Genomic DNA, 16,853 nt, shown 5'->3' on the forward strand with positions numbered 1-16,853 from the left:
CTCCAGGAGGAGGCGCTGGCCGAGGCGATGGCCGCGGCCGCGCCCGAGCGCAGCGGCGCCGGGGCGGTGGAGAAAGGCCCCGCGCCGCGCCGGTGGGACCGGCGCGGCGCGCGGTTCGCAGTTCGCAGCGAGGTCAGGCGGTGGGCGCCAGCCGGGCCGCGAGGGCGTCGGTGTCCGGGAGGAACCAGATGTGGGAGCCCCGGTTCGACTCGAGGACGAGCGAGCGCAGCGCCGAACTGGCCTTCAGATGGCGGGAGATGTCGCCGAGGACGGCCAGCCGGACGTGGTAGTTGACGAACTTCTGCATCACCTCGCCGGCGAACCCGGTGCTCAGCGCGAAGAACGAGTCGTCCAGCCGGTCGGCGGGCACGGCGACCAGCTCGGCGCCATCGTACGTCGCGCCGATGAGGTCCAGTGCGTCCTGCACGGTGGTGACCGTGGGCCCGGCGGGGTCGCACACGAGCACCTGCACCCCGCTCAGTTCCTGCACTGTGTCTGCCATGGCGCTCTCTCCTGCCGGTCGGGCCCGCTGAGCCGGATGTGATCACCCGGGTACGGGCCCCAATCTAGGCCGGACGGAGGGTGGTTCGGAAACGATTTACTGCTTGTGGTGGCTACTTGCGGGACCGGCCGCGGCCCGCCGGTGCCGCGATGCGCACCCGGGTGGTGGGGGCCGCCTGCTCGATGTCCTCCAGCTGGGCCAGGACGGTCGCGCGCAGGTCGTCGTCGTCCTCGAAGTGGTGGTCGTTGAAGAGGGTGTAGCCCGTCCACATCAGGTTGGCGCAGACCCGGGCCGGCACCCGCCCGGTCTGGGCGCCCATGCCGACCAGCGCCACCGAGCGGATGCTGCCCGGCGCCAGCCGGTTCTGCCGGTGGACGGCCTGGAAGGCGGCCGCGCAGGCCAGGGCCACGTTGAGGGTCTCGCTCACGTTCTGCGAGGAGGTCTGCATCGTGGGCGCCGATATCAGGAACTTCGGGTTGACCGCTCCGGACGGCACGCAGACGGCGCTGCCCACCGGCAGCGTGCCCGCGTACCGGTCGCGGATCGCCCGCTGCACCTTCAGCTGGATGCCGGCCCCCAGGTGCCGCTTGATCGCCGCGTCCGTCCCGCCGTCCATCCGGCCGCGGGAGTTGGTGGGGCTGACCCAGGCGTCGACCTGCTCGGCGAGGATGGAGCCGTGCCGGATCTCGACGTCGGGGACGTCGGCGAAGGCCGCCCGCCACGACTCGACCACCGTCGCGTTGAGGTCCGCCAGCACCACCCTGAGCGGGGACTGCGCGCGGTCCGTCGTCATGCTGTCACTCCTGTCGTTCGTCGAGCTGTTTCCCGCTGTCGACCACGACGCTAGCGCGACCCACTGACAATCCGTCCGCCGCCGACCGGCAGCCCCGGATTGTCAGTCCCGGCTGTTAGGAATGTGCTGTCCGCCAGCGAGCTGACGGACAATCAGTTGTTGTAGAGCCGATCCAGCCGGAGTACCACCATGAGCGCTGCCGAATCCTCCGCCCCCGTCCAGGCCGACCCGAACGACCCGCTGGCCCTCGCGGAGCTCTTCCGGGGCGGCGGCGAGCCGTGGCTCCCGCTGCTGAAGCCGGTCATCGAGGCGCAACCCGGCGCGGCCTCGTTCATCGGCCCGGGCCGCAGCCCGGAGGTCGTGCCGGTCCGCGAGCTGACCTTCCAGGCGCTGAAGCCGCACGCCCCGCACAAGTGGAAGGTCGTGGTCTTCGGCCAGAACCCGTACCCGCGGCCGGAGAGCGCCACCGGCATCGCCATGTTCGACAACGCCTTCCACGACTGGAAGGACAGCCAGTTCGGCCGGGTGATCAGCATCCGCTGCATCATCAAGGCCGCGGCGATGTGGAAGTACGGGATCCCCAAGAAGACGCCGATCGCGGACATCCGCGCGCTGCTGAAGAAGGAGGAGACGGTCCAGCCGCCGGAGTGGTTCCAGGCGATGCTCACCCAGGGCGTGCTGCTGCTGAACGCGGCGCTCACCGCCAGCGCCGACGGTTCGATGGGCCCGGACGTGCACACCGGGTTCTGGCGGCCGGTGGCGGAGCGGATAGTCGAGGAGATCCTCCGGGCCAAGCAGCAGGCGGCGGAGGAGGACCGGGGAGTCGTCTTCGCCTGGTGGGGTGCGCACGCGCGCAGCCTGAAGAGCGTCGTGAAGCGGTTGGAGAAGAAGTACCCCGAGGTCGAGGTCCGGCACATCGACCACGCCAACCCGGCGGCCCAGGGGGACATCTTCTGCGACAACGACCACTTCGCCACGGTGAACGCCGCCCTCGCCTCGCTCGGCGCGGACCAGATCGACTGGCTCCCGAGCAAGGGCTGGAACGCCGCCGCGGCGCAGGGCGGTGACGCGGACGGCGGCGTCGCCGAGCGGATGGGCGCGTTCATCGCCTCCACCATGGAACTGCACCAGCTCTACCTGGACCGGCTCGCGAGCGTCAAGGACGAGGGGCTCGAACTCCCGGCGATCAGCGGGGTGTTCGACACGCCGCTGATGGACTTCCGGGAGGCCGTGGCCCCGGTCGCCGGACTGCTCCGCGGCCTGGACCGGCACGTCGCACTCTCGCACGAGTTCGGCCGGCGGCGGGCGGAGGAGGGGGCGGCCTCCGGCCTGTCCGCGGACGCGATCGCCGCGCTGTACCTGTACACCTGCGAGTCCGCGTTCTACCGGGAGATCAACGCGGTGCTGCGCTCCCCGGACCGCGGCCGGCTCGTCCCGTACCTGCCGTACCTGCGGCTGCTGTTCGCGGCGGTGGCGCAGTTGCCGGTGCGCACCGAACCGCTCTGGCGCGGGGTGTCGCTGGACCTGCGCCGGCAGTACCCGCTCGGACGGACGGTGACGTGGTGGGGCGTGTCGTCCTGCACGTCCGAGCTCGGCGTGGCGAAGTCGTTCCTCGGCAGCCGGGGCAAGCGGACGCTGTTCGAGGTGCGGCCGCTGCGCGCCACGGGCATCCAGCGGTTCTCGGCGTTCACCGGGGAGGAGGAGTACATCCTGCTGCCCGGCACCCAGTTGGAGGTCACGGACGTGCAGGCGCAGCGCGGCGGGCTGTGCACCGTGACGCTGACCGAGATCGCGGAGGGGCCGCTGGTGTCCTGAGAACCTCCGTTCCGGCCCGGTCGAATGCCCTGACCGAGTCAGCTGCTCCACGCCCGCCCCGCTCCCGGCCCCGCAAGCGGCCGCCCGAATCGCTGCCGGAGGTCAGAACACCCGGCGCAGCCAGCCGTGCCGGTCCTCCGCCCGTCCGTACTGGACGTCCAGGAGGTGCTCGCGGAGGGCGAAGGTCTTTGCTGGAGCACCTCTTCCCGGACGCGATCCTCGCGGACCCCCAGGACGCCGCCGTGTTCGGCCTCAACGCCTTCTCGGACGGCCACAACGCGGTCCTGCCGCAGGCGGCCACAGGCCTGACCGAGCGCCTGCGGGAGCGGGGCTTCAACCCGATCGGGGTGGACACCACCGAGCTCCTCAAGGCCGGCGGCGCCGTCAAGTGCTGCACCCTCGAGCTGCGCCCGTAGGGCATCCCGTGCTGGTACGCGCCCCCGTGCCGGCACGCCCGCCCGGTCCGGCCGGCGGGCCGGCGGTTCCGACTCGTTGACGGACCGCTGACCAGCTCCTTAGGGTAAACGGGGCGATCGTTCCGGTATGTCCGTCCGAGTCGGCAGCGGTCGCCCCGAGGAGAGGAGCAGTCGTGACGTCCCAGGAGTCCGCGCCGCCGATGCGCGCCGACGCGCGCCGCAACCGGGCCCGGGTGCTGGAGGCCGCGCAGGCCGCCTTCGCCACTGACGGCCTGCTGGTCCCACTGGACGAGATCGCCCGCCGGGCCGGGGTCGGCGCCGGGACGGTGTACCGGCACTTCCCGACCAAGGAGGCGCTGTTCGACGCGGTCATCCTGAACCGGATGGAGGGCCTGGTGCGACAGGCCCGCGAACTGGCCGGCGCCGGGCGGGACGACGAGGCGCTCTTCGAGTTCATCACCCACGTCGCGCGGGAGAGCGCGGCCAAGAAGGACCTGATCGACGCGCTCGCCGGCGCCGGCATCGACGTCTCGGCGAACCTCGCCGGGATCAACCGGGACCTGCGCTCGGCCATCGAGGAGCTGCTGGCGAGGGGTCAGCGGGCCGGTGCGGTCCGGTCGGACGTCGGCATCGACGCCCTGATGGCGCTGCTGCGGGGCATCGTCCTTGCCGGAGACCGGGAGCGGGACGACAAGCCGCTGATGGAGCGCGTGCTAAGCGTCCTGTGTGACGGGCTCCGGGCCACCGCGGCCCGCTGAGGCTCCGCCGCGCAGCAGCGGAACGCCCGCCCCGTTTCATGGACAACCGGGGCGGGCGTTCCGTATATTCGAACCGGGGCGATGGTTCCGGTTGAGTGTGGTCCCGGCGCTGCCCTGCCTCCCCATCACATTCCCGATCCGGCAAGGGAGTTCCCATGTCCCATGAGCAGCAGCGGTCCGCGGTCGAGGTCTTCCAGCGCTTCCTCGAGGCCTCGGTGAACAACGACTGGGACGCGGTGGCCGACAGCTACGCCGAGGACGTCGTCGTGGAGATCCCGTTCGCCCCGCCGGGCGTGCCGGTCGCCACCCGGGGCCGGGAGGTCCTGCGCGCCCGCTTCCACGGCGCCGCCGGCATCCGCCGGTTCACCGGCTCCTCGGACGTCGTCATCACCCGGAGCGACGACCCTGAGGTCATCTTCGCCGAGTACCAGCTCCTCGGCGCCGCGGTGGCGACCGGCAAGGCCTTCGCCTCCCGCTACGTGATGAGGCTGACCGTCCGCGACGGCCTGATCGTGCACTCCCGCGACTACAGCAACCCGATCGCCACCGCCGTGGCGCTGGACCGGGTCCCCGAACTGCTCGCGGCACTGACGAACAACCAGGGCAGCCAGGGTGGCCAGGGTGATCAAGGGTGACCAGGGCGGCCGGGGCGACTGAACGCCTTGTCCTGGTCGCCGAGTCGGCCCCGGGGTGCGGGACGTCCGCACCCCGGGGCCGACGGCCGTCCCCTGTCCGGCCGCCGCTGGCGTCCGCCAGGGCGCGAACGGCACCGGCGTGCGCCGGGCGTGACGTTCACGAATCAATGACACTGGGTAGTCGACTGAGTGCGCAAGGTGGCCGAGTGGTGGGTGATGCAGAGAGCGAGCGACGATGTCGGAACACGAGGAGTGCGGCGCGCGGGCCGAGGCGGAGGGCCTGGCGGGGCGACGCGTGCCGCCGCAGGGCAGACGTGGTGAGGCCGGGGAGGCGGAGGAGGCCGAACCCGGGAGACCGCCCGGACCGCAGGCGCCGCCGCCCGGGGCGGGGAGCGGGGCGGGGAGCGGGCGCGGCGGCGGCGACGCGGCGGTCCGCTGGCCCGACCTGATGCTGCCGCTGCTGCGCACCCCGACCACCGCCCGTCCCCTGGTCGAGGAGGACCTCGGCGCCGGAGCGGACGAGCCGGGGCCCGCCGAGGTGGCCGCGGTGCTGGATCTGGCGCTGCTGGTGGGCGAGTTGATGCTGGCCTGCGGGGAGGCCGCGGAGGGCGTCGAGGCGGCGATGCTCGCCGTGGCGCGGACGTACCGGGCCCGGCCCTGCGATCCCCAGGTCACCTTCACCCGGGTGGCGATCTCCTACCAACAGGGCCCGGGCGAGCCACCGGTGACGGCCGAGCGGACGGTGCACCACCCGGGCGGGGACTACGCGGGGCTGGCGGCACTGTTCCGGCTGGTCACCGAGATCACCGCAGGCGGGCTCGCCGTGGACGCCGCCCACCGTCGGCTCCGGGCCGTGCGCCGGCACCGGCGGCACTACCCGGTGTGGGCCCTGGTGCTGTCCTCAGGCCTGCTGGCCGGCGTCGCGACACTGCTGATCGGCGGCCGGGCCGACGCCCGGGCCTGGCTGGTGTTCGTCTGCGCCGTCGTCGCGGCGATGGCCGGCAACCGACTCGCGGCGCTGGTCGGGCGGCACGACCTGCCGGAGTTCTACCGGATCGCGACGGCCGCGACCCCGGCGGCGGTGGTCGGCATCCTGATGTCCTTCAACCAACTGCACCTGCGCGGCTCGGTGGTGATCACCGGCGGGCTGTACGCGCTGCTGCCCGGCTGGCCGATGGTGGCGGCGGTGCAGGACGGCCTCGCGGGCTTCTACCTCACCGCCGCCGCGCGGCTGCTGGAGGTGCTGTACCTGTTGGCGGGCGTGGTGGTCGGGGTGATGTCCGTGCTCTACGTCGGGGTCAACAACGGCGCCGACCTGGCCGCCCAGAGCGTGCCGACGTCGCTGTCGAACCCGCCCCTCCAACTGGCGGCGGCGATCCTGCTCGCCCTGGCCTTCGCGGTGCTGCTCAACACCGAGCGGGCCACGCTGCCGGCCGTCCTGGTCAACAGCGTGGCGGGCTGGACGACGTACGCCGTGCTGGTCGACGCCGGCGGGGAGCCGATCATGGCCACCGGCCTCGCCGCCGTGCTGGTGGGCCTGTCCGGCCAGCTCATGGCGCGCTACCGGGGCAGTTCCGCGCTGCCGTTCGTCACCGCCGCCCTGGGGCCGCTGCTGCCCGGTGCGCTGCTGTACTTCGGGCTGCTCGCGTTCGTCCGGGGCGAACCGGAGACCGGGCTGAGCGGCCTCGGACGGGCCACGGCCACGGCGATGGCCCTCGCGATCGGCGTGAACCTGGGCCGGGAGGCGGCCCGGCTCTTCCTCCCGGCCACGGGCGCGCCGCCGCCCGCCCGCCGGCGCGGGGGGCGCCACCGCCGCTGAGATCCGACCGCCGGCACGGGCATGAACGCGCGGGACCCGGTTGGACGGGTGGGGCAAACGCCTCCGATCGGAAGGCCGTGGCCGACTTCTCCCGCCCGCCCGCAGCACCGGCCGAGCCCCGGCCGGAGGGCGACTGCCGCACCCCCGCGGGCGCGCTCCCCTTCCCTGCCCGCCCTCGGGAACGGCACCGCCGCGAGGAAACGGGAGGAAGCGGCGAAGGCCGTCTGTGCCGGGTGTGCGGTCCGGGTGGAGTGCCGTCGGTCCGCGCTCGCGGCGCGGGAACCGTACGGCGTCCGGGGCGGGCTGACCGCCGCCGAGCGCCGCGCCCTGTTCACCGGCGATCCCTCCCCGTCGGCCGCCTGACGCCTGACGCCTGACGCCTGACGCCTGACACCTGGCGTTTGAAAATCGCAGGTCGTGGGCCGATCGGGGTTTGGCAGGCCCCGGCGGCGGTAGACGCGGCTCATGGGTACGGCCGGAGAGGTGACGGCTCCGCCGCCCCAGGGACGGCTGACGGCGCCAGGCGCGCCGTGGCCGGCCTTCCCGATCGCCGTCCCCGTCATCCTCAAGGAGGACATCGTGCTCATTCTCGGCGTCATCCTGCTCGTCGTCGGCTTCCTCCTCGGGCTTCCGATCCTGTGGACGATCGGCATCATCCTGGTCGTGATCGGCTTCGCCCTCTGGCTCGCGGGGGCCGTCGGACACGCCATCGGTGGCCGTCGCCACTACTACTGACCAGCCCGAGCAGTCGCACACGACCGCGCCGGTACGGACAGCCGTCCGTACCGGCGCAAGGTCATGTCCTTCCGGTCAGGGCGCCCCGGCTCAGGGCGCCACGGCGTCCGCCGCCGGCGGCTCCGGCTGCTCGTCGTCGGCCGTCCCGGCCTTCCGCCGGACGTCGGCGGGGGTGGGGGCGGTGATCGACCGCTCCTCGGCGGACCGCTCCCGGTCCCCGACCTCCCCCTGCGCCTTCTCCCGGACGTCGCCCGGGGTCGGGGCGGTGATCGACCGCTCCTCGGCGGACCGCTCCCGGGTGGGTTCGTCCGGCTGGGTCCCGTTGTCGTCACGCGTGGTCATGGCTCGCTCCCCTTCCGAGGCGTCGGCGGCTGGACGCCCCGGCGGGTGCCCGGAAACGCGGTCCCGAACCGTCGGACGGACGGAACCGCGAGCGAGCCGGCGCCCACCTCGCACGGCCGGGGGCCTGAACGCGTGCGCGGGCCCATTGACTGCTCCGGCCCCGGTGACCGATGCTGCTGCAGACTAAGCAAGCGCTTGGTCACGGCGGGGAGCCGATCGATGCCCGAAGCCTTCGAGGTGCCCGGACCGTCCGGGCGCGGCTCGCCGCCGATGCCCCGGACCCCTCGAAAGGCAGGCCCCGCCGTGACCTCCCCGCTGCTCTCCCGCCGCGATCTCGACTTCCTGCTGTACGAATGGCTGGACGTCCAGTCGCTCACCGGGCGGCCGCGCTACGCCGACCATTCGCGCGAGACCTTCGACGCAGCCCTGGACCTCAGCGAGCAGGTCGCCACCCGGCACTTCGCGCCGCACAACAAGCGGAACGACGCCGAGGAGCCGCGCTTCGACGGCGAGCGGGTCCACATCATCCCCGAGGTCAAGGAAGCGCTGACCGTCTTCGCCGGCACCGGCCTGCTCGGCAGCGCCATGGACTACGAGATCGGCGGCGCCCAGCTGCCCTCCGTCGTCGCCAACGCCTGCTTCGCCTGGTTCCAGGCCGCCAACCCGGGCACCGCGGCCTATCCGTTCCTGACCGTGGGCAACGCCAACCTGCTGCTGGCGCACGGCAGTGGCGAGCAGATCGAGACCTACGTCCGGCCCATGGTGGAGGGGCGGTTCTTCGGCACCATGTGCCTGTCGGAGCCGCAGGCCGGATCCTCGCTCGCCGACCTGCGCACCCGGGCCGAACCGCAGGCCGACGGCACGTACCGGCTGTTCGGCAACAAGATGTGGATCTCGGGCGGCGAGCACGAACTGTCCGATAACATCGTCCACTTGGTGCTGGCCCGGATTCCCGGTGGACCGCCCGGGGTGAAGGGCCTGTCGCTGTTCATCGTGCCCAAGGTGCTGGTCGGCGCGGACGGCGCGCTCGGCGAGCGCAATGACGTCGTCCTGGCCGGGCTCAACCACAAGATGGGCTTCCGCGGCACCACCAACACGCTGCTCAACTTCGGCGAGGGCGTGCACCGGCCGGGCGGCCAGCCCGGCGCCGTCGGGCACCTCGTCGGCGAACCGCACCACGGGCTGGCCTACATGTTCCACATGATGAACGAGGCCCGGACCGGCGTCGGCCTCGGCGCCACCGCGCTCGGCTACACCGGCTACCTGCACGCCCTCGACTACGCCCGCACCCGCCCCCAGGGCCGTCCCGTCACGGCGAAGGCGGCCGGCGGTCCGCAGGTGCCGATCATCGCCCACGCCGACGTGCGCCGCATGCTGCTGGCCCAGAAGGCCTACGCGGAAGGGGCGTTGGCCCTGGTGCTGTACTGCGGCCGACTCCTCGACGAGGAACGCACCGGCGCCTCGCCCGAGGACCGCTCCCGTGCCAAGCTGCTGCTGGACGTCCTCACGCCCATCGCCAAGAGCTGGCCCTCCCAGTGGTGTCTGGAAGCCAACAACCTCGCCATCCAGGTGCACGGCGGCTACGGCTACACCCGCGAGTACAACGTCGAGCAGTTCTACCGCGACAACCGGCTCAACCCCATCCACGAAGGCACCCACGGCATCCACGGGCTCGACCTGCTCGGCCGCAAGGTCGTCATGGACGGCGGAGCGGGGCTGCGCCTGCTCGTCGAGACCGTCTCGGCGACCACCGAACGGGCCAAGGCCGCCGGCGGCGACGCCGCCGAGTACGCGGCGCGGCTCGTGGAAGCCGTCCAGCGCATCGTCTCGGTCACCAAGCGCCTGTGGGGAACCGGCGACCCGGAAACGGCCCTCGCCAACGCCAGCACCTACCTCGAAGCGGTCGGCCACACCGTCGTCGCCTGGCTCTGGCTGGAACAGTTCCTCGCCGCCGAAGCCGGCAACGAGCCCTTCCACGAGGGCAAGCGGCACGCCTGCCGGTTCTTCTACCGCTACGAACTCCCGAAGACCGAGGCCCAGTTCCAGCTCCTGGAGAGCCTGGACCGCACCACGGTCGAGATCCCCGACGACGCGTTCTGAACCCTGGCCGGCCGCTGCCGGTGCGGGCGGTGAGGAGGACGCCGGCGAGGGCGGTGAATCGGCCGCCGGCCGATCTTCCTGTTGGAAGTTGTTGACTGATGGTGATTCAAGCCTCATGCTTTGGCGCGATCGATCACAATCCCCCATCCTCACCCCCCCCGCGGGAGACGATCATGAGCCTTCGGCACCTGTCGCGAACATGCCAGGCCTTCGGCGCGACCCTGCTCCTGTTACTCGGTCCGTCCGCCGCCCACGCCGCAGCGCCGGCCGCCGGCACGTCCGGCACCTCCGTCGCGCCCGTCACGGCCATCACCCTCGACGCCACCAAGCCCGGCCTGACCTTCGACGGCGTCGGCGCGATCTCCGGCGGCGGCGGCAACTCCCGCCTGCTGGCCGACTATCCGGAGCCGCAGCGCAGCCAACTGCTCGACTACCTGTTCAAGCCCGGCTACGGCGCCTCGCTGCAGGTGCTGAAGCTGGAGATCGGCGGCGACACCAACTCCACCGACGGCGCCGAACCCAGCATCGAGCACACCAAGGGCACCGTCGACTGCAACCAGGGCTACGAGTGGTGGCTGGCCGAGCAGGCCCAGGCCCGCAACCCGGACATCAAGTTCTACGGCCTGACCTGGGGCGCTCCCGGCTGGATCGGCAACACCGGCAGCGGCGGCAACTTCTGGTCCCAGGACACCGTCGACTACCTGATGTCCTGGATGGGCTGCGCTGCCCAGCACCACCTGAACGTCTCCTACCTGGGCGGGTGGAACGAGCGCGGCTTCAACGCCGCCTGGTACGAGAACCTCAAGAGCGCGCTGGTCTCGCACGGCTACGCTGCCACCAAGGTCGTCGCCGCCGACGACACCTGGGCCGTGGCCGACGCCATGGCCACCGACCCGGCGTTCAAGAACGCCGTGGACGTCGTCGGCGTCCACTACCCCTGCGGCTACATGAGCAACTTCAGCAGCTGCCCCAGCACGGCCAACGCCCGGGCGCTCGGCAAGCCGCTGTGGGCGAGCGAGAACGGCTCCGAGGACGCCAACGACGGCGCCGGCGCGGTCGCCCGTGGGATCAACCGCGACTACCTCGACGGCAAGATGACCTCCTTCATCAACTGGCCGGTCATCGCCGCGCTCTACCCCAACCTGTACTTCTCCACCGACGGCATGTCGATCGCCAACCAGCCATGGTCCGGCAACTACACGATCGGCAAGACCACCTGGGTCACCGCGCACACCACCCAGTTCGCCAAGCCGGGCTGGCACTACATCGACTCCGCCGGCGGCTACCTCGGCGGCGCGCGCACCAACGGCAGCTACGTCACCCTGAAGTCCACCGACAACAGCGACTACAGCACCGTCATCGAGACCATGGACGCCACCGCCGCCCAGAGCGCGAGCTTCACCGTCACCGGCGGCCTGTCCACCGGCCAGGTCCACGTCTGGTCCACCGACCTGACCTCCACCAACCCCGCCAACTGGTTCGTCCACACCCAGGACCTCACCCCGGTCAACGGCCGCTACGCCCTCACCCTCCAGCCCGGCCGCGTCTACACCGTCACCACCACCAGCGGCCAGGGCAAGGGCACCGCCACCCCGCCGGCCACCGCCCCGCTCGGGCTGCCCTACGCGGACGACTTCGAGACCCCGGCCACCACGACCTCCCCGAAGTACTTCACCGACATGAACGGCGCCTTCCGGACCGCGGCCTGCGGGGGCGGCCGCACCGGCACCTGCCTGAGCCAGATGGCCCCGACCACGCCGATCCGCTGGACCGACGAGAAGTACGACGCCCCGTACACCATGATGGGCGACGGCAGCTGGTCCAACTACACCGTCACGGCCGACGCCCTGTTCGAGCAGTCCAGCACCGTCGAACTCCTCGGCCGGGTCAACCAGCAGGGTCGCAACAACAACGGACTGAACGCCTACCACCTGCGGGTCAGCGACACCGGCGCCTGGTCCATCGACAGGAGCGACACCAGCTGGAACTTCACCACCCTCGCCGCCGGCAGCACCACCAGCCCGCTCGGCACCGGCACCTGGCACACCCTCGCGCTGTCGATGCAGAACAGCACGCTCACCGCGAGCATCGACGGCGTCGCCGTGGGCAGCGCCACCGACGGCGCCTTCACCAACGGCCAGGCCGGACTCGGTGTGACGGACTACCGCACCGACCAGTTCGACAACTTCGCCCTGACCCCCGGCACGCCCACCACCCACACCGGCCCGATCACCTCGGCCCTGCCCGGCAAGTGCGCCGACGCCTCGGACCCCACCGCCGTACAGCTCTGGGACTGCGACGGCGGCGCCGCACAGATCTGGACCCGCACCAACGGCACCCTCACCCACGACGGCAAGTGCCTCGACGTCACCGGCCAGGGCACCGCCAACGGCACCCCGGTCGAACTGTGGGCCTGCAACGGCGGCGCCAACCAGCAGTGGACGCCCCAGTCCGACGGCACGCTGAAGAGCACCCAGTCCGGCCGCTGCCTCGACGACCCGGCGGCAGCCACCGCCAACGGCACCCGGCTGGAGATCTGGGACTGCAACGGTGGCGCCAACCAGCGCTGGACCCTGCCGTAGTACCTCCGGGCGCCGTGCGCCCGCCCGCTCCCAGGGCGCTGCACACGGCGCCCGGGTCAGCACGTCAGTCGGCCCGGTCGGGGGAGCACCCTGACCGGGCCGAACGCCCATGTGCCGTCAACCGACTTGCTGTCAGGGCTACTTGACGGTGTCGATAGAACCCACCGCACGGCCGACTCCGATGCGGACCCGGCCGCTACGGCCCGTTCCTAGACGTGGTGGACGTCGACCCCCTGGGCGGCGGACCGCTCGACGAGTTCGTCACCACCGCGCCGGGTGGGACGAGCGCGGCGGCGGCCTTGGCGAGGCGCTGCTTCTCGCCGGCCTGGCGCGCGGTCTTGTAGCGGAGCAGCAGGTCGTACGCGACTCCGCTCAGGATCGCGCCACCGCGCGTGCGGACCAGCAGCCGCCGACGGGCGCGCTCGTCCATGTCCCGTCGCGCGGTGGCCGGGGAGACCTCCAGCAGTTCGGCGGCCGTCGCCACATCGATCCGGCCCCGGTCGCCCAGGATTTCGAGCAGGCGGGACCACCGGTCGTGCGGGCCCATCGTCACTCCGCCGATCCGGATGTTTCGATCACGAGCCAGTCGCTGCCGATCGGATCGGCGTGCGAGCGGCACGTTACGCCTTCTGTGCTCAGTATTGCTCATAGATGACGCATTGAGCTAAGAATGGATCAGTTTCAAGCATCCGCTTGCGATCCGAGCGGACGTCCCGAGCGGACATCCCGAGCGGACGTCCCGGGCGGACCGACGCCCGAGTACCGCCCGAACCCCCGCGCCCCTATCGAGGAGAGCCCTGGATGAGTCACGTCGAGCAGGAGATCGCCAGCCAGCCGGAGTGCTGGCGCCGTGCGCTGGAGCTGGAGCCCGCAGGCCTTCCGGAGCAGGGCGAGCGGGTGGCCGTGATCGGCTGCGGCACGTCGCTGTACATCGCCCAGGCGTACGCGTCGCTGCGTGAATCCGCCGGCCTGGGGGAGACCGACGCGTTCGCGGCCTCCGAGTTCCCGGCCGCCCGCGGCTACGACCGGCTGGTCGCGATCAGCCGTTCCGGCACGACGACCGAGGTGCTGGCCGCCCTCGCCCGTGCCGACCACATCCCGAGCACGGCGCTCACCGGTGACCTCGACACGCCGATCCGTACGGCCGCGGACACCGTGGTGGACCTCTCGTTCGCGGACGAGAAGTCGGTGGTGCAGACCCGCTTCGCCACCACGGCGCTGGCGCTGCTGCGCGGCCACCTGGGCCTGGCCCCGGCCGACCTGCCCGAGCAGGCCGCGCGGGCACTGGTCGAGCCGCTGCCCGAAGGCGCCGTCGCCGCGGGCCAGTTCACGTTCGTGGGCACCGGCTGGACGGTCGGCCTGGCCAACGAGGCGGCGCTCAAGCTCCGCGAGGCGTCCGGTGTCTGGACCGAGTCCTACCCGGCGATGGAGTACCGGCACGGCCCGATCAGCATCGCCGCCCCGGGCCGGGTGGTCTGGTTCTTCGGTGAACCGCCGGCCGGGCTGCTGGAGCAGGTCCAGGGCATCGGCGCGATCACCTCGGTGAGCGCCCTGGACCCGCTGGCCGATCTGGTGCGCGCCCAGCGCCTGGCCGTGGAGCTGGCCGAGGCCGGCGGCCTGGACCCCGACCGGCCGCGCAACCTGACCCGCTCCATCGTGCTGGCCCAGCCATGACGACCGTGATCGCCCTCGATGTCGGCGGCACCTACGTCAAGGGCGGCGTGGTCGGCGAGGACGGCGTTCTGCGCGGCCGGGACCGCTGGTTCACCGGCGCCGAGCGCGGCCCGGACGCGGTGCTGGGGACGGTGCTGGCGGCGGCCCGCGTGCTGGCCGACCGGCACCGCCCGGCCGCGGCGGGCATCGCGGTGCCCGGCATCGTCGACGAGGCGGCGGGCACCGCGATCCTCGCGGCCAACCTCGGTTGGCGCCGACTGCCGGTCCGGGACTGGCTCGCGGAGGAACTGGGCCTGCCGGTGGCGCTGGGCCACGACGTGCGGGCCGGCGGCCTGGCCGAGGCCCGCGTCGGGGCCGGCCGCGGCAGCCGGGACTTCCTCTTCGTCCCGGTCGGCACCGGCATCGCGGCGGCGCTGATGTCCGACGGGCAGGCGGTGACCGGCAGCCACGTACGGGCCGGCGAGCTCGGACACCTGGTGGTCCGGCCCGGCGGCCGGCCGTGCCCCTGCGGCGGCCGGGGCTGCCTGGAGACCGTCGCCTCCGCGGCCGCCGTCGCTCGCCGCTACACCGCCGCCACCGGGGAGGGCGGGGTCACCGCCAAGGACGTCGGCGAGCGCGCCGCCGCCGGGGACCAGGCCGCCCTCACGGTCTGGAACGAGGCGATCGAGGCGCTCGCCGACGCCCTGGCCGCCGCCGTCACGCTGCTCGACCCCGAGCGGATCGTGATCGGCGGCGGCCTCGCCCGGGCCGGCGACCCGTACTTCACGCCGCTGCGCGCGGCGCTCGCCGAGCGGCTCACCTTCCAGACGGTGCCGCGGATCGTCCCGGCCGAACTCGGTCACGAGGCCGGCTGCCACGGCGCCGCCCTCCTCGGCCACGATCTGCTGCGGCGGAAGGCCGGCCGGTGATCCTGACCGTCACGCTCAACGCCGCGCTCGACGTCACCTACCGGATCGGCCGGCTGCGCCCGCAGGGCAGCAACCGGGTGCGCGCGACGGCCGAGCGGGCGGGCGGCAAGGGCGTCAACGTCGCCCGCGTCCTGCACGCCCTCGGCCGGCCGACCGCCGTCACCGGGCTGGTCGGCGGGCTCACCGGCCAGGCGATCCGCGGTGAACTCGCCGCCGCGGGTCTGGCCGACCGCATGCTGGCGATCGAGGGCGAGTCCCGGCGGACCGTGGCCGTGGTCGAGGAGAGCGTCGGGGACACCACGATCCTGCTCGAACCCGGCCCGGTGGTCGGGGCCGAGGAGTGGGCAGGCTTCCTCGACCACCTCGCCGCGCTGCTGCCGCAGGCCGCGGCGGTGGTCCTCTCCGGCAGCCTGCCGCGCGGCGTCCCCGACGACGCCTACGCGCAGCTGCTCGGCCTCGCGCACGCCCGCGGCGTCCCGGCGGTGCTCGACGCCGACGGACCGGTCCTGCGCGCGGGGCTGCCGGCCGGACCGGACCTGGTCAAGCCGAACGCCGACGAACTCGCCGCCGCCACCGGGCTGACGGACCCCGTCGCCGCCGCCGGTGCGCTGGTCGACGCCGGAGCCGGGGCGGTGGTTGCATCACTCGGCCCCGACGGCCTCATCGCCGTGACACCGCAGGGGAGTTGGCGAGCCCGCTCGCCCGAACGGCTGGTCGGCAACCCCGCCGGCGCCGGCGACGCCGCGGTCGCCGCACTCACCCTGGGCCTGGTCACCGGCACCCCGTGGGTCGACCGGCTCGCCGAGGCCGTGGCACTATCCGCGGCCGCCGTCGCCGCACCGCTGGCCGGTGACTTCGACCCTGCCGTCCACCGGGCGCTGCGGCCCCGGGTGGACGTCCAACCACTCCACCGTCCGAGGAGTTCCTGATGCCCCTGGCCGGAACCGGCGCCATCGTCACCCCCGCGGCGGACGCCGCGCGCGGGGTGGGCGCCTTCAACGTCATCCAGCTCGAACACGCCCAGGCCATCGTGGCGGGCGCCGAGGCCGCCGACGCCCCGGTGGTCCTGCAGTTGAGCCAGAACGCCGTCCGCTACCACGGCGCGCTCGCCCCGATGGCCTCCGCCGTGCTCGCCACCGCCCGCACCGCCGCCGTGCCGGTCGCGGTCCACCTCGACCACGCGACCTCCGCCGACCTGGTGGCCGAGGCCGTCGAACTCGGCTTCTCCTCGGTCATGTTCGACGCCTCCGTGCTGCCGTACGAGGAGAACGTCCGCGCCACCGCCGAGGTGGTCGCCCGCTGCCACGCGGCAGGAGTGTGGGTGGAGGCCGAACTCGGCGAGGTCGGTGGCAAGGACGGGGTGCACGCTCCCGGCGCCCGCACCGACCCCGCCGAAGCGGCCGGCTACGTCGCCGCCACCGGTGTCGACGCCCTCGCCGTGGCCGTCGGGACCTCCCACGCCATGCTCACCCGCGATGCCGTCCTCGACTTCGACCTGATCGCCGAACTGCGCGCGGCCGTCCCCGTCCCGCTGGTCCTGCACGGCTCCTCCGGCGTGGCCGACGAACACCTGACCCGTGCGGTCGAGCGCGGCATGACCAAGGTCAACATCGCCACCCACCTCAACCAGGTCTTCACCGGCGCCGTGCGGCGCACTCTCGACGCCGACCCGTCGCTCGTCGACACCCGCCGCTACCTCGGCTCCGGACGCGCGGCCATGGCGGCGGAGGTCACCCGGCTGCTGGGCGTCCTCAAGGCGGCCTGACCATGCTGA

Annotated in this window: 15 protein-coding genes and 2 pseudogenes; 13 read left to right on the top strand and 4 right to left on the bottom strand. The window is 72.9% G+C overall.

What is annotated here, in order from left to right:
• Positions 1-133: 133 nt before the first annotated feature.
• Both O1G21_RS33385 and O1G21_RS33390 read right to left on the bottom strand, forming a co-directional pair.
• Positions 134-502 (bottom strand): DUF4180 domain-containing protein, encoded by a 369-nt coding sequence (locus O1G21_RS33385; RefSeq protein WP_270148954.1) that lies wholly within the window; start codon positions 500-502, stop codon positions 134-136.
• A gap of 112 nt (positions 503-614) precedes the next feature.
• Positions 615-1,295 carry a macro domain-containing protein gene (locus O1G21_RS33390; protein WP_270148956.1) on the bottom strand — a complete coding sequence of 227 codons (681 nt, stop codon included), beginning with the start codon at positions 1,293-1,295 and terminating at the stop codon, positions 615-617.
• A 189-nt stretch (positions 1,296-1,484) separates the two neighbouring features.
• Here O1G21_RS33390 and O1G21_RS33395 point away from each other — a divergent pair, with 189 nt between their 5' ends.
• The 7 genes and pseudogenes from O1G21_RS33395 (at position 1,485) to O1G21_RS33425 (ending at position 7,473) form a co-directional block, all read left to right on the top strand.
• Positions 1,485-3,110: an ADP-ribosyltransferase domain-containing protein gene (locus O1G21_RS33395; protein ID WP_270148958.1), complete on the top strand. Its 1,626-nt coding sequence runs from the start codon at positions 1,485-1,487 to the stop codon at positions 3,108-3,110.
• Positions 3,111-3,301: 191 nt separating this feature from the next.
• Positions 3,302-3,526: pseudogene (locus O1G21_RS33400) on the top strand (amidinotransferase); the annotation flags it as partial.
• A gap of 173 nt (positions 3,527-3,699) precedes the next feature.
• Positions 3,700-4,284 carry a TetR/AcrR family transcriptional regulator gene (locus O1G21_RS33405; RefSeq protein WP_270148960.1) on the top strand — a complete coding sequence of 195 codons (585 nt, stop codon included), beginning with the start codon at positions 3,700-3,702 and terminating at the stop codon, positions 4,282-4,284.
• A 155-nt stretch (positions 4,285-4,439) separates the two neighbouring features.
• Positions 4,440-4,919, top strand: a complete 480-nt coding sequence (locus O1G21_RS33410) for a nuclear transport factor 2 family protein (RefSeq protein ID WP_270148962.1) — start codon at positions 4,440-4,442, stop codon at positions 4,917-4,919.
• Positions 4,920-5,154: 235 nt separating this feature from the next.
• Entirely contained in the window at positions 5,155-6,738 is a 1,584-nt protein-coding gene (locus tag O1G21_RS33415) for a threonine/serine exporter family protein (RefSeq protein ID WP_270148964.1), read from the top strand.
• A 21-nt stretch (positions 6,739-6,759) separates the two neighbouring features.
• A complete protein-coding gene (locus tag O1G21_RS33420) occupies positions 6,760-7,101 on the top strand; it encodes a WhiB family transcriptional regulator (protein WP_405000746.1) in 342 nt (113 codons plus the stop codon).
• Between the two features lie 216 nt (positions 7,102-7,317).
• A complete protein-coding gene (locus O1G21_RS33425) occupies positions 7,318-7,473 on the top strand; it encodes a DUF6131 family protein (RefSeq protein WP_270151389.1) in 156 nt (51 codons plus the stop codon).
• Between the two features lie 90 nt (positions 7,474-7,563).
• Here the strand turns inward: O1G21_RS33425 and O1G21_RS33430 are convergent, their stop codons facing one another.
• Positions 7,564-7,815 carry a hypothetical protein gene (locus O1G21_RS33430; protein ID WP_270148966.1) on the bottom strand — a complete coding sequence of 84 codons (252 nt, stop codon included), beginning with the start codon at positions 7,813-7,815 and terminating at the stop codon, positions 7,564-7,566.
• A 270-nt stretch (positions 7,816-8,085) separates the two neighbouring features.
• Between O1G21_RS33430 and O1G21_RS33435 the strand changes: the two genes are divergently transcribed.
• Together O1G21_RS33435 and O1G21_RS33440 are read left to right on the top strand one after the other, a co-directional pair.
• Positions 8,086-9,915, top strand: coding sequence for an acyl-CoA dehydrogenase (locus tag O1G21_RS33435; RefSeq protein WP_333493566.1), 1,830 nt, complete (start codon positions 8,086-8,088; stop codon positions 9,913-9,915).
• A 173-nt stretch (positions 9,916-10,088) separates the two neighbouring features.
• Positions 10,089-12,497: a ricin-type beta-trefoil lectin domain protein gene (locus O1G21_RS33440; protein ID WP_270148969.1), complete on the top strand. Its 2,409-nt coding sequence runs from the start codon at positions 10,089-10,091 to the stop codon at positions 12,495-12,497.
• Positions 12,498-12,759: 262 nt separating this feature from the next.
• Here the strand turns inward: O1G21_RS33440 and O1G21_RS33445 are convergent.
• A pseudogene (locus O1G21_RS33445) lies at positions 12,760-13,044 on the bottom strand (DeoR family transcriptional regulator); the annotation flags it as partial.
• A gap of 254 nt (positions 13,045-13,298) precedes the next feature.
• Between O1G21_RS33445 and O1G21_RS33450 the strand changes: the two are divergent.
• From O1G21_RS33450 to O1G21_RS33465, 4 genes are read left to right on the top strand one after another with little or no spacing between them, the layout of a single operon-like run.
• Entirely contained in the window at positions 13,299-14,171 is an 873-nt protein-coding gene (locus O1G21_RS33450) for an SIS domain-containing protein (RefSeq protein WP_270148970.1), read from the top strand.
• Positions 14,168-15,079: an ROK family protein gene (locus O1G21_RS33455; protein WP_270148971.1), complete on the top strand. Its 912-nt coding sequence runs from the start codon at positions 14,168-14,170 to the stop codon at positions 15,077-15,079. The genes O1G21_RS33450 and O1G21_RS33455 overlap by 4 nt, the downstream gene beginning before the upstream one ends.
• The gene (locus O1G21_RS33460; protein ID WP_270148972.1) at positions 15,076-16,008 is read left to right on the top strand and encodes a 1-phosphofructokinase family hexose kinase; all 933 of its coding nucleotides are present in this window, start codon (positions 15,076-15,078) and stop codon (positions 16,006-16,008) included. Before O1G21_RS33455 ends, O1G21_RS33460 begins: the two co-directional genes overlap by 4 nt.
• Positions 16,008-16,844 carry a class II fructose-bisphosphate aldolase gene (locus O1G21_RS33465; protein ID WP_270148973.1) on the top strand — a complete coding sequence of 279 codons (837 nt, stop codon included), beginning with the start codon at positions 16,008-16,010 and terminating at the stop codon, positions 16,842-16,844. Before O1G21_RS33460 ends, O1G21_RS33465 begins: the two co-directional genes overlap by 1 nt.
• Positions 16,845-16,853 lie beyond the last annotated feature (9 nt).

It is taken from the genome of Kitasatospora cathayae (assembly GCF_027627435.1).
Taxonomy (GTDB): domain Bacteria; phylum Actinomycetota; class Actinomycetes; order Streptomycetales; family Streptomycetaceae; genus Kitasatospora; species Kitasatospora cathayae.